Origin of the sequence: Streptomyces sp. TSRI0281 (assembly GCF_001905125.1) — a bacterium.
Lineage (GTDB): Bacteria > Actinomycetota > Actinomycetes > Streptomycetales > Streptomycetaceae > Streptomyces.
Genome location: NZ_LWLE01000038.1, coordinates 76,062 through 89,299 on the forward strand (window position 1 = coordinate 76,062; position 13,238 = coordinate 89,299).

The following is a 13,238-nucleotide window of genomic DNA, read 5'->3' on the forward strand; positions in this document are numbered from 1 at the left end:
GGGCCCGCCGCGGCGGGCCCGGCCGCGCTCACGCGTCCGTGCGCTCCCGGTCGTCCAGCAGCCAGTTGAGGATTCCGGGGAGCGCGGACAGTGCGTCGAAGTGTGCCGCCGCCGGTTCCAGTACGGCGGTGACTCCCGGGATCTGTCCGGCCAGCCAGCGGGTGTGGCCGACCGGGGTGAACACGTCCTTCTCCCCGTGCCAGAGCATCACCGGTCCGGTGATCGACGCCGGATCGAAGCCCCAGGGGCGGCAGAGGGCGATGGCGTCGTCGATCCATCCGTACGCCGAGGTGCGCAGCCCCTCGCGGTAGTTGCGCAGCAGCATCGAACGGATTCCGGCGTCGTTGACCACCACCCGGTCGGAGTCGGTCAGCTCCCGGCGCAGATCGTCCAGGAGCCGGACGGGGTTCTGCCGGATCTCCGCGGAGCGGATGATGAAGGACTCCGCGAGCCCGTCCGGGTCGGCGGCGGCGGTGGAGTAGGCGAGCACATTGGACGCCGCCATCCCCTCGAACCAGTCGAGACCTTCCGCGTCCCAGGGGGCGAGGCCGACCAGGGCGGCGGTGCGGGTGACCCGGTCCGGCATCAGCGCCGCGCAGGCCAGGGCGTGCGGGGCGCCACCGGAGCGGCCCACGACGGCGAACCGCTCCAGGCCCAGCGAGTCGGCGATCGCCCGTACGTCCTCGACGCCGTCGATCACCCGGCGGCCCGCGTGCCGGTCGGAGCCGCCGTATCCCGGGCGGTCGTAGGCGATCAGCTGTGTGTGGCGCTGGTAGAGCACCATGCCGCGTGGAGCGGGGCCCAGCCTGCTGCCCGGCATTCCGTGGAGCAGGAAGACCGGTCTGCCGCGCGGATCACCCAGGCGCTCCACCATCAGATGCCGCCCGTCCGCCGCGCGCACCCGACTTCGCACCCGTGCCTCCTCCGCTCGGTTCCCCGGCCGGTCCGGGCACGGTGTGCCCGCGTGTGCTGCCTTTTCGATGATGACCCATCAGGGGCGTGACCGGGACTCCTCGCCCGAAGGAACCGTGAAGGTATTGAGCAGGGCATTCCGCGGGGGCCCCGGCCCGTATCCGCAGACGTTCGCTGGTTGTACGGGTGTTCGCACATGGAACGGCCGTTGCATCGCCTTCCCGTACGTGAACACGAGAGGGGTGAAGTGTCGGTGTCGTGTGTGCGTCCGGGCATCGGCCTTGTGCGCTGTCCGGCGGCATCGCCATAGTGGGCGGCCCCATCCTCCGTGTACGGGCACCCCACTTGTCCGTGCGCGGCCCCACAGGAGGTCGAAGTTGAAGCATCGACGCATATCCAGGAAGCGCGCGATGGTGACCGGTTCGGCCGTCGTCGCCCTGGTCGCAGCGGGAATGACGTTTCAGACTGCGAACGCCAGTGACGATGTGCCGCAGTTCTCCGCGCGGACGCTCACCGCGAACGCGGCCGGAAAGCTCGCCACCACCCTGGACAAGGACCTGGGCGGTGACACGGCCGGCGCGTACTACGACGCCGGGGCGAAGAGCCTCGTCGTGAACGTGGTCGACGAGGCCGCCGCCGAGCGGGTGCGCCAGGCGGGTGCCGAGGCCAGAGTCGTACAGAACTCCCTCGCCGAGCTGAAGTCCGCCCGCGCGACCCTCACCGACAGGGCCGCGGTCCCCGGTACCTCCTGGGCCGTCGACCCGGTGAGCAACAAGGTGGTCGTCACCGCCGACCGCACGGTCGACGGTGCGGCCTGGGACAAGGTCTCCGCGGTGGTCGACGGACTCGGCTCAAAGGCCGAACTGAAGAGGACCGCAGGGGAGTTCAAGCCGCTCATCGCGGGCGGCGACGCGATCTGGGGCTCCGGCTCCCGTTGTTCGCTCGGCTTCAACGTGGTCAAGGACGGCGCGCCGTACTTCCTGACCGCCGGGCACTGCACCGAGGCCGTCACCAGCTGGTCGGACTCGCAGGGCGGTGCGGAGATCGGGGCGAACGAGGGCTCCAGCTTCCCGGACAACGACTACGGCCTGGTCAAGTACACCTCGGAGGTGGAGCACCCCAGCGAGGTCGACCTCTACGACGGCACGACCCAGCCGATCACCCGGGCGGGTGAGGCGACGGTCGGCATGTCGGTGACCCGCAGTGGTTCCACCACCCAGGTGCACGACGGTGAGGTCACCGCCGTGGACGCCACGGTCAACTACGGCAACGGTGACATCGTCAACGGTCTCATCCAGACGACGGTCTGCGCCGAACCGGGCGACAGCGGCGGCTCGCTCTTCTCGGGCGACACCGCGATCGGTCTGACCTCGGGCGGCAGCGGCGACTGCTCCTCGGGCGGGGAGACCTTCTTCCAGCCGGTACCGGAGGCGCTGGCCGCCTTCGGGGCCGAGATCGGCTGACCGGGTCCCGGCGGAACAGCGCGTAATAGCGCGCGATAGCGCGGGACGGCGCGGAACAACGCGGAACAGCACATCGCGGAACAACGAGGCCCCCGGCTGAGCCGGGGGCCTCTCCGGTGCGTCTCGGACTCCGGGTCCGGGTGGTCCCGCGACATTATTTGTGAACGCTTTCACAAGGCTGGGCGGGGCTTTGGTCCCTTGCTGTCTTCGCAGGTGGGAGCGGGTGCGCAGGGAGAACGGTGCGCCCCGTGAAGGACTTTGTGCCCTGCGCTCGGGGCCTTTGGCGACAGCCTCCGAGTGATCACCGGTGTCGAATGGAAGGGCGGAGGAACACAGACTCGAAGAAGGAGTTCCTGCCATGAAGGCCGATGAGATGGTGGACGAAATGGTCCAAAGGGCCCTGAACGCGCTGGACGCCTATGGGGCGTTCACGCAGGAACAGGTCGACCACATCGTCAAGAGGGCATCGCTCGCGGCACTCGCCCGGCACGGCGAGCTCGCGCAGATGGCGGTCGAGGAGACCGGGCGCGGGATCTTCGAGGACAAGGCCGTCAAGAACCTGTTCGCCTGCGAGCACGTCACGCATTCGATGGAAGGGCTGAAGACCGTCGGGGTCATCAGCCGCGACGAGGTGAACGGCATCACCGAAATCGCCGAACCGGTCGGTGTCGTCTGCGCGATGACCCCGGTGACCAACCCGACCTCCACCACCGTCTTCAAGGCGCTGATCGCGCTGAAGACCCGCAATCCGATCATCTTCGCCTTCCACCCCTCCGCGCAGCGGTGCTCGGCCGAGGCCGCCCGGACGGTCCGCGACGCGGCGGTCGCGGCCGGCGCGCCCGAGGACTGCGTGCAGTGGATCGAGGAACCCTCGATGGAGGCGACGGGCCTCCTGATGAACCACGACGGCGTCTCCACCATCCTGGCGACGGGCGGGAACGCCATGGTCAAGGCCGCCTATTCGTGCGGCAAGCCCGCCATCGGTGTCGGCGCGGGAAACGTGCCCGCCTATGTCACCGCAAGCGGCGGGCTCCGGCGCGCGGTGCATGACATCGTGCTCTCGAAGTCCTTCGACCACGGCATGGTCTGCGCCTCCGAGCAGGCCGTCATTCTCGACCACGAGGTGTACGACCGGGGCCTCGCGGAATTCGAGCGCCTGGGCGCGTATGTCGTCACCGCAGCCGAGAAGACCAAGCTGGAGGAATTCGTCTTCGGCACCACGGCCTTCGCCGCCAACTGCTCCGGCGCGAAGCTGAACGCGGACGTCGTCGGGAGGTCGCCGCAGTGGATCGCCGAACAGGCCGGATTCCAGGTCCCCGACAACACCTCGCTCCTCATCGCCGAATGCGCGGAGGTGGGTGAGGGCGAACCGCTCACCCGGGAGAAGCTCTCCCCGGTGCTGGCCGCCCTGAAGGCCGACTCCACCGAGCACGGACTCGGACTCGCCGCCCGGATGGTCGAGTTCCACGGGCTGGGGCACAGCGCGGCCATCCACACCGAGGACGAGGAGCTGGCCGAGGAGTTCGGCAGGCGCGTCAAGGCGGTCCGGATCATCGTCAACGCCCCCTCGACCTTCGGCGGCATCGGCGACGTCTACAACGCCTTCCTGCCCTCTCTCACCCTCGGCTGCGGCAGCTACGGGCACAACTCGGTCTCCGACAACGTCTCCGCGGTCAACCTCGTCAACATCAAGCGGATCGGACGGCGCAACAACAACATGCAGTGGTTCAAGGTGCCGCCGAAGATCTACTTCGAGCGCAACGCGCTGCGCTACCTCGCCGAGATGGACGGTCTGAGCCGGGTCACCGTCGTCACCGACAAGACCATGGGCAGGCTGGGCTACGTACAGAAGGTCATCGACATCCTGCACTCCCGTCCGGGCGCCGGGGTGACCCTCCAGGTGATCGACCAGGTCGAGCCCAACCCGGAGCTGGAGACCGTACGGGCCGGGGCGGCGCTGATGCGCGACTTCGAACCGGACACGATCATCGCGCTCGGCGGAGGCTCCGCGATGGACGCGGCGAAGATCATGTGGCTGATGTACGAGCACCCCGAGGTCGAGTTCGCGGACACCAAGGAGAAGTTCTTCGACATCCGCAAGCGCGCCTACACCTTCCCCTCGCTGGGCGAGAAGGCGCAGCTCGTCGCCGTCCCGACCACCTCGGGCACCGGCAGTGAGGTGACCCCGTTCGCGGTGATCTCCGACCCGGCGGCGGCGCAGAAGTACCCGCTCGCCGACTACGCCCTCACCCCGAACGTCGCCATCGTCGACCCGGTGCTGCCGATGGGGCTGCCGCCGAACGTCACCGCGGACTCCGGGTTCGACGCGCTGACCCACGCCACCGAGGCGTACGTCTCCGTCTACGCCAACGACTACACCGACGGGCTCTGCCTCCAGGCCATCAAGCTGATCTTCGGGAACCTGGAGCGGTGTGTGGTGGACGGGGCGCGGGACCCCGAGGCGCGGGAGAAGATGCACAACGCGTCGACCGTCGCCGGGATGGCCTTCGCCAACGCCTTCCTCGGCCTGGTGCACGCCATGGCCCACACCCTGGGCAACACCTTCCACGTCCCGCACGGCCGCACCAACGCGCTGCTCCTGCCGCATGTCATCCGGCACAACGGCCAGGTCACCGGCAAGGCCACCCCGTGGCCGAAGGCCGAGGTCTACCGGGCCCCGGAGCGGTTCCAGGAGATCGCCGGGATGCTGGGGCTGCCCGCGTCGACCCCGGCCGAGGGCGTGGAGTCCTACGCGCGGGCCGTCGAGGAGCTGCGCGCCAAGTGCGGAATCCCGGCCTCCTTCGCCGAGGAGGGCGTCGACGAGACGGCGTTCATCGAGGCGCTGCCCCAGCAGGCGATGAACGCGTACGCCGACCAGTGCGCCCCCGCCAACCCGCGGATGCCGATGATCGACGACATGGTCCGGCTGATGCGACGGGCGTATTACGGCAGCTGAGCGGAGACCCGCGTGCCCCGTCCCCGATGCCCGGTGCCGAACAGGCGCCGGGCATCCGGGCGTTCGGATTCCGGCCATCCGGGCGTCCTGCTGTTCGGGGCGAAACTCGTGAAGAGTGGTGGTATTCGGCACAACTCATGTGTATATCCAGCCTTTCTGTGTGCATCAGGTGTGCGCTCCGGCCGTATCGGCACATGCTCATCGCGTCGGCGCCCGAGGGGCGGGCGCCGCGTCACCCGCAGGGGGAAGTGTGATGAGACGTGGACGTCGTCCGGCCGGAGGGATCGTGGTGGTGGCTGCCGTCGCCGCGGCGTTGGTGACGGGAGTGGTGCCGGCCTCGGCCGCCGGTGCGGCGGAGGCGACGATGCCGGGGTTCCTGGAGCCGTCGGACATGCCGCCGGATCCCTTCTCGGCGTGGTACTGGTCGTCCGGTCCCTCCGAGGGGCCGCACCAGGCGATCTGCGCGGAGGCGCTCGTTCTGCCCGAGGGGGATGTCTGGAACGCCACCTACGGCACCCCGGAGACGGCCGGGGGCTCGCAGGTGTCCGTGGTCTTCCCCACCGAGGCCGCGGCCGCCGGATTCGGCGCACAGGCCGAGGCGTCGATCGCGGGCTGCGAGGCCCGTATGGAGCAGGAGCAGCCGAGCCGTCCCGTGACGTTCTGGGACCACGGCACGGTCGCCGCCGAGGAGGGCGCCCATGTCTACGGCATCGGCTTCCAGGGCGGCTGGGGGTATCAGAACCAGCTGGTCTCGGTGGGCCGCGACGGCGACACCGTGACGATCGTCAGCTGGGAGAGCAACTGGGGCGACCCGCCCGTCGCCGCCTTCAAGGAGACCACCCGGGTGGCCGTGAACAAGCTCAGGTGAGGGTCGGCCCGCCCGGTGCCGTCGCCGTGGGCGCCGGGCCGGGCGGGGCCGTCTCCGGCTGGTGCCGCATCGACAGCAGCAGGGTGAAGACCGTACCGACGACCGCCCAGGCGGAGAGCACCAGCAGCGGTCCGGTGATCGCGTTGCCCTTGAAGTACGCGATCGAGCGGGCCACCCAGGTGCCCGCACCCGGTGGCAGGGCGGGGCCGATCGCCCGCCAGAAGTCCGGCAGCATCGGCAGCGGGAAGGCGCCGCCCGCGCTCGGGTTGCCCGCGATCACGATGATCAGGACGGCCAGGCCGATGCCGACGATGCCGGTCAGCGCCTGCAGGGCGAGCGTGATCATGCCGACCGCGAAGACGACCAGCGCGCCCAGGCCGGCCAGGCCCCACACGCTGCCGGGCAGGGCGCCGAGGATCGGTCCGATGATGATCGCGCCGCCGATCCCGCCCGCGATCGAGTACAGCGCCATGACGCCGGTCCGGATCATCGCGCGCTGCCGGTTGGCGGGCTTGGAGCCGGCGCTGATCGCCAGGATCGAGGCGCAGAGATAGCCGCCCACGCACCAGCCCACCACGAGGTAGAAGGACGAGAGCCCGTCGAAGTCCTCGCGGGAGGCGGGGGCCACGTCCACGGTGCGCACGGTCCGGCGCTGGGTGGCCTCGACCCCGGTGAGGATCTTCTCCAGGGAGGAGGCCAGGACGGTGCCGCCGCCGGAGGCGACCAGCAGGGTGTCGGTCCTTCCCGCCGGGTCGACGATCAGGGCGCCGTCGATGTCGCGGTTCAGGATCTGCTCGCGGGCCTCGGCGGCGTCGCCGACCTCGCGGGGGTCCAGGGGACCGCCGGGCAGCTCGTCCAGCTGGGTGACGAGTCGCTGGGACATCTGCTGGGGGGCCACCACCCCGAACGCGACATCGGTCGGCTTCGGCTTGTGCAGCGCCCCGACGTAGGACGCGATGAACAGCAGCTGCAGCCCGAGCACCCCGATGACGAGCAGGGCGGCCCGTGGAGTGACGGCGTTCTTCACCTCGTCGACGAAAGTCATGCCCCCACGGTCCGGGCGGCCCGTTGTTTACGCAGGTGGGGCAGGGCCGAATGGCTGACGGAACGGTCGGAGGGGTGCCCCGCCCCTCGGTTATCGCACGAATGTTCGAACTTGGTCTATGGTGGAGAGACAGGGGGTGGTGAGTACAGAGCGGATCGGTCCAGGAGGTGCGGATGTCCGGGTTCACACATCTGCGCACCGCTTCCGGGTTCTCCCTGCGGTACGGGGCCTCGCACCCGGAGCGGCTGGCCGAGCGTGCCGCGGAGCGGGGGATGGATGCCCTCGCGCTGACCGACCGCGACACCCTCGCGGGCGCGGTCCGTTTCGCCAGGGCCTGCGAGAAGGCCGGGATCCGGCCGCTCTTCGGGGCGGACCTCGCGGTGGCGCGGCGTACGAGGGAAGCGGGCCGTACGCATCGGCTCCGCGCGCCCGTCCGCGGTGGTGCCTTTGTCGATGAATCCGCGCCCCGGGTCACCTTTCTCGCCCGTGACGGCGCCCGCGGCTGGGCGGAGCTGTGCCGGCTCGTCACCGCCGCCCATGCCGTACCCGCGGACCCGTCCGTCGCGGGCGGGCCGCCCCTGGTGGACTGGCCCGCGCTGCCCGCCGAAGGGCTCACCGTGCTGCTCGGGCCCGCCTCCGAGGTCGGCTGGGCGCTGGCCGCCGGCCGCCCCGACCGGGCCGCCGCGCTGCTCGCGCCCTGGCGGGAGATGTACGGCGACGACCTGCGCCTCGAAGCCGTCCACCACGGACGCGAGGGCACCGGACCCGGATCGCTGCGGCTCGCCGCCCGTACCGTCGGCTTCGCCGCCGAACAAGGGGTGCGGGCCGTGCTGACCAACGCCGTCCGGTACGCCGACCGGGAGCAGGGCCCGGTCGCCGATGTGCTCGACTCGGCCCGCAGGCTCGTTCCCGTCGACCCGCGCCGCTCGCCCCTCGACAGCGGTGAGCGCTGGCTCAAGGACGCCCGCGCGATGGGGGAGACCGCCGGGCGGATCACCGCCGCCGCCGGTCTCGGCCCCGACGCCGGGGCGCGACTGCTGGCGGAGACCCGCCGCACCGCCGACGCCTGTCTCGTCGACCCCGAGGACGACCTCGGGCTCGGCTCCGTCCACTTCCCCGAACCGCGTCTCGTCGGAGCCGGGCGGCGCACCGCCCAGCGGGTGCTGGCCTCCCGGGCCGCCGCGGGCATGGTGCTGCGCGGGTACGACCGCAGGCACGACTACTGGGAGCGGATGCATCACGAACTGGACGTCATCGCCCACCACGGCTTCGCCTCGTACTTCCTCACGGTCGCCCAAGTCGTCGACGACGTACGGGACATGGGGGTCCGGGTCGCCGCCCGTGGCTCCGGGGCGGGCTCCCTGGTCAACCATCTCCTCGGGATCGCGCACGCCGACCCGGTCGAGCACGGGCTGCTGATGGAGCGCTTCCTGTCCAAGCGGCGCTTCGTGCTGCCCGACATCGACATCGACGTCGAGTCGGCCCGCCGCCTGGACGTCTACCGCAGGATCATCGGGCGCTTCGGTGCCGAGCGGGTCGCCACCGTCGCCATGCCCGAGACCTACCGGGTGCGCCACGCGATCCGGGACGTCGGGGCCGCGCTCTCCATGGACCCGGCCGAGACCGACCGGCTCGCCAAGGCATTCCCGCACATCCGGGCCCGCGACGCCCGCGCCGCCATGGAGGAACTGCCCGAACTGAAGGAGGTGGCCCGGCACAAGGAGAGGTACGGCCGGCTCTGGGAACTGGTGGAGGCGCTGGACGCGCTGCCCCGCGGCATCGCCATGCACCCGTGCGGGGTGCTGCTCTCGGACGCCACGCTGCTGAGCCGTACCCCGGTCATGCCCACCAGCGGCGAGGGCTTCCCGATGGCGCAGTTCGACAAGGAGGACGTGGAGCACCTCGGGCTGCTCAAGCTCGATGTGCTGGGCGTACGGATGCAGTCGGCGATGGCGCACGCGGTCACGGAGGTGAAGCGGGCCTCGGGGGAGGAGGTGGACCTCGATGCCGTACCGCCCGGAGACCCGGAGACGTACCGGCTGATCAGGACCGCCGAGACGCTGGGCTGCTTCCAGATCGAGTCGCCGGGCCAGCGCGATCTGGTCGGCAGGCTCCAGCCCGCCACCTTCCACGACCTGGTCGTGGACATCTCGCTGTTCCGGCCCGGACCGGTCGCCGCCGACATGGTGCGGCCGTTCATCGAGGCCCGGCACGGCAGGGCGCCCGTCCGTTACCCGCATCCCGACCTGGAAGGGCCGCTGCGGGACACCTACGGGGTGGTCGTCTTCCATGAACAGATCATCGAGATGGTCGACATCATGACCGGCTGCGGCCGGGGCGAGGCCGACCGGGTGCGGCGCGGGCTCTCCGACCCCGAGTCGCAGGGCCGGATCAAGATCTGGTTCGCGCGGCATGCGGCGGCGAAGGGGTACGGCATCGAGGTGATCGCCCGTACCTGGGAGATCATCGAGGCGTTCGGCAGTTACGGCTTCTGCAAGGCGCACGCGGTCGCCTTCGCCGTACCGACGTACCAGTCGGCCTGGCTCAAGGCGCACCATCCGGCGGCCTTCTACGCCGGGCTGCTCACGCACGACCCGGGGATGTACCCGAAGCGGCTGCTGCTCGCGGACGCGCGGCGGCGCGGAGTGCCGGTGCTGCCGCTGGACGTCAACCGGTCGGCGGCCGCTCATCGAATCGAACTGGTGTCCGGTGAGGAGGGCGGTGCCGGGAAGTGGGGGCTGCGGCTGGCGCTCCCGGACGTCCACGGCATCAGCGAGGCGGAGGTCGCCCGGATCGAGGCCGGGCAGCCGTACACCTCGCTGCTGGACTTCTGGCAGCGTGCCCGGCCGGGCCGGCCGGTGGCCGAACGGCTGGCCCAGGTGGGCGCGTTGGACGCCTTCGGCGCCAACCGCCGCGATCTGCTGCTGCACCTCTCCGAACTCCACCGCGCCCGGCGGAGCGCCGGACCGGGCACCCGCGGGGCCCAGCTCCCGCTGGGGGAGGGCCGGAAGTCCGGCTCCATCGGCCTGCCCGACCTCAATGACGCGGAGCGGCTCAGCGCCGAGCTCGGTGTGCTGAGCATGGATGTCTCGCGCCATCTGATGGGGGACCACCATGCCTTCCTGGAGGAGCTGGGCGCGGTCTCCGCCAAGCGGCTGCGGGAGGCGCGGCACGGGGAGACGGTGCTGGTCGCGGGCGCCAAGGCGGCCACCCAGACCCCGCCGGTCCGCTCCGGGCGCCGGGTCATCTTCACCACCCTGGACGACGGCACCGGCCTGGTGGACCTGGCCTTCTTCGACGACAGCCACGCGGCCTGCGCGCACACGGTCTTCCACTCCTGGCTGCTGCTGGTGCGCGGTGTGGTGCAACGGCGTGGCCCGCGGAGCCTGAGCGTGGTCGGCGCCGCGGCCTGGAACCTGGCGGAACTGGCGGAGCTGCGCCGCACCGGCGGACTCGACGCGGTCGCGGCCCGGCTGGCGGAGGTGCCGGACGAGGACACCGCTTCAAAGGAGGCACCCGGGGGCGCCGACGGCCGGCGTATCCAGCTGTCCACCGGCTACGAGATGAATCCCTGGTCCGACCTCCAGCCGCCCGGCGAAGGGGCCCCCACCGGAAGGAAGTTGTGGCACCGGAGCCCCGGGAGCGCGGGATGAGTGACCGGGCGACGATTCTGTGCCTGCGCTTCCGTCGGATCGGCGGCGGGCCGGTGGACAGCGCCGGTTACGAGGGGATGCTCGCCCTCCTCGGCGCGTTCACCCCGGTCGTCGAGGCCGCACCGCCCGACGGGGCGCTCGCCGATGTGAGCGGCGCGCTGCGCTACTTCGGGCAGGACGCGGCGGGCCTGGCCGCGGTGATCCGGGTCCGGGCGCTCGCCCTGCACGGCGTGGAATGCGCGATCGGGGCGGCCCGCACCCCCATGCCGGCCCGGATGGCGGCGCGGCGGGCGGCGCCCGGCGCGACCTTCGTGGTGCCCGGCGGCCAGGAGGCCGCGTTCCTCGCGCCCCTGCCGGCCGCCGCGCTGGAGGGTGTCGGGGCGGCGACGGCACGCACCCTGTGCGGATACGGGCTCGACTCCGTCGGCCGGATCGCCGCGGCGCCGCTCGCCACCCTGCAGCGGATCACCGGGGTGCGGACCGGCCGCGAGCTGTGGGAGCGGGCGAACGGCATCGACCGCACCCGGGTCCTGCCGAACGCCGCCGCCCGGTCCATCGCCGCCGAACGCTCCTTCCCGCACGACGAACTGGACCGGGAGCGGCACCGCCGCGCGCTCCTCTCGCTCACCGAGGAGCTCGGCGCCCGGCTGCGCGCCGAGGGGCAGGTGTGCCGTGCGCTCGCGGTCTCCGTGCGGTACGCCGACCGGACTGGCTACGCGACGCTGACCCGCAGCCGTACGCTCCGGGAGCCCACCGCCCACTCGGCGGCGCTCACCGCGCTCGCGTACCGGATCCAGGACTCGCTCGGCCTGCAACGGGCCCGGGTCCGGGGGATCGCGCTGCGGGCCGAGGGGCTCGGCGACGCGGAACGGGCGTCCCATCAGCTCAGCCTCGATCCGGCGGACGAGCGGGCACGCCGGATCGAGGAGGTGTCGGACCGGCTGCGGGCGAAGTTCGGGCCACAGGCGGTGAAGCCGGGGCGGCTCGCCGCCTGACGTGCCGTGATGTCCGTCCGGTGCGGCATGCGGTGGTGCGGCAGCAGTTTTTACCGACGCGTAACTTCCCTCCCGACCTTACTCGTGCGTAATTTGGCATGAGCACGAAAAGAAGAGCGACCGAAGGAAGAGCGACAGAAGACTTGTGGTCCGGGCCGCAGGGCGCACCGACATCCCCACTCCCTTGAGCCGCAAGGAGACCACACGATGCTGCCCCGGACACGTGCGTCGCGCACCCCTCGTGCGCGCAGGACCCTCGCCGCACTGCTCCTCGCCGTCGCGGCCCTCGCCACCCCCACGGCGACCGCCACCGCGGCCACCCCCGCCGCCTCCACGGTCGCCGCGGAGGCCGCCGCCTCCCGTGGCTGGAACGACTACTCCTGCAAGCCCTCCGCCGCCCACCCCCGCCCGGTCGTCCTGGTCCACGGAACCTTCGGGAACGCGATCGACAACTGGCTCGTCCTCGCCCCCTACCTCGTCAACCGGGGCTACTGCGTCTACTCGCTCGACTACGGCCAACTCCCCGGCGTGCCGTTCTTCAACGGACTCGGCCCCATCGACAGGTCCGCCGGTCAGCTCGACACGTTCGTCGACAAGGTGCTCGCCGCCACCCGAGCGCCCAAGGCCGACCTGGTCGGCCACTCGCAGGGCGGCATGATGCCGAACTACTACCTGAAGTTCCTCGGCGGCGCCGACAAGGTGAACGCCCTCATCGGGATCGCCCCCGACAACCACGGCACCACGCTCCTGGGGCTGACCAAGCTGCTGCCGTACTTCCCCGGCGCCGAGGACCTGCTCACCGCGAAGACCCCCGGCCTCGCCGACCAGATCGCGGGCTCGCCGTTCATCACCAAGCTCAACGCGGGCGGCGACACCGTACCGGGCGTCCGCTACACCGTCATCGCGACCAGGTACGACGAGGTCGTCACCCCGTACCGCACGCAATACCTCGACGGCCCGAACGTACGCAACGTCCTGCTCCAGGACCTGTGCCCGGTCGACCTGTCCGAGCACGTGGCGATCGGGACCATCGACCGGATCGCCTTCCACGAGGTTGCGAACGCCCTCGACCCGGCGCGCGCCACCCCGACGACCTGCGCCTCGGTGGTCGGCTGACCCGGAGGCCGCACCGACCGCCGCCCTGCACGCCGCCGAATCCGGGCTCTGGGGCCCTTCCGCGAAACAGGCGGACACCCGGCTGACCGGGTCCGTCGGCGAACCGTGGGCGGCGGCCGGGGTGACGGACAGACCGGTCAGCGCGAGCGGTACGGCACCGAGGGCGGCGGCTGCGGCGAGCCTGCGACGGGCGATCGTGATGACGCCCTTGAGGAGCCTCTGAGCGGGGG

Annotated in this window: 8 protein-coding genes and 1 pseudogene; 6 read left to right on the top strand and 3 right to left on the bottom strand. The window is 71.4% G+C overall.

Annotated elements, in window-relative coordinates:
- Positions 1–28: 28 nt before the first annotated feature.
- Positions 29–913, bottom strand: coding sequence for an alpha/beta fold hydrolase (locus A6A29_RS41235; RefSeq protein ID WP_073729037.1), 885 nt, complete (start codon positions 911–913; stop codon positions 29–31).
- A gap of 376 nt (positions 914–1,289) precedes the next feature.
- Here A6A29_RS41235 and A6A29_RS41240 point away from each other — a divergent pair, with 376 nt between their 5' ends.
- The 3 genes from A6A29_RS41240 to A6A29_RS41250 all read left to right on the top strand — a co-directional run bounded on the left by A6A29_RS41240 (position 1,290) and on the right by A6A29_RS41250 (position 6,199).
- Positions 1,290–2,375: a S1 family peptidase gene (locus A6A29_RS41240; RefSeq protein WP_073729039.1), complete on the top strand. Its 1,086-nt coding sequence runs from the start codon at positions 1,290–1,292 to the stop codon at positions 2,373–2,375.
- Positions 2,376–2,733: 358 nt separating this feature from the next.
- On the top strand, positions 2,734–5,331 hold the full coding sequence (gene adhE / locus A6A29_RS41245; protein ID WP_079183254.1) for a bifunctional acetaldehyde-CoA/alcohol dehydrogenase: 2,598 nt from the start codon (positions 2,734–2,736) through the stop codon (positions 5,329–5,331).
- 253 nt (positions 5,332–5,584) lie between these two features.
- The gene (locus A6A29_RS41250; protein ID WP_073729043.1) at positions 5,585–6,199 is read left to right on the top strand and encodes a hypothetical protein; all 615 of its coding nucleotides are present in this window, start codon (positions 5,585–5,587) and stop codon (positions 6,197–6,199) included.
- Here A6A29_RS41250 and A6A29_RS41255 read toward each other — a convergent pair.
- Positions 6,192–7,244 (bottom strand): DUF3533 domain-containing protein, encoded by a 1,053-nt coding sequence (locus tag A6A29_RS41255; RefSeq protein WP_073729045.1) that lies wholly within the window; start codon positions 7,242–7,244, stop codon positions 6,192–6,194. The two genes, A6A29_RS41250 and A6A29_RS41255, sit on opposite strands and share 8 nt — an antisense overlap.
- Positions 7,245–7,417: 173 nt before the next feature.
- Between A6A29_RS41255 and A6A29_RS41260 the strand changes: the two genes are divergently transcribed.
- From A6A29_RS41260 to A6A29_RS41270, 3 genes are all read left to right on the top strand, one after another.
- Positions 7,418–10,897 (top strand): DNA polymerase III subunit alpha, encoded by a 3,480-nt coding sequence (locus tag A6A29_RS41260; protein ID WP_073729047.1) that lies wholly within the window; start codon positions 7,418–7,420, stop codon positions 10,895–10,897.
- The gene (locus A6A29_RS41265) at positions 10,894–11,892 is read left to right on the top strand and encodes a DNA polymerase Y family protein (RefSeq protein ID WP_073729561.1); all 999 of its coding nucleotides are present in this window, start codon (positions 10,894–10,896) and stop codon (positions 11,890–11,892) included. Before A6A29_RS41260 ends, A6A29_RS41265 begins: the two co-directional genes overlap by 4 nt.
- Before the next feature lie 207 nt (positions 11,893–12,099).
- Positions 12,100–13,008: an esterase/lipase family protein gene (locus A6A29_RS41270; RefSeq protein WP_073729049.1), complete on the top strand. Its 909-nt coding sequence runs from the start codon at positions 12,100–12,102 to the stop codon at positions 13,006–13,008.
- Here the strand turns inward: A6A29_RS41270 and A6A29_RS47415 are convergent.
- Positions 13,003–13,203: pseudogene (locus A6A29_RS47415) on the bottom strand (chitin-binding protein); the annotation flags it as partial. The gene A6A29_RS41270 and the pseudogene A6A29_RS47415 sit on opposite strands and share 6 nt — an antisense overlap.
- Positions 13,204–13,238 lie beyond the last annotated feature (35 nt).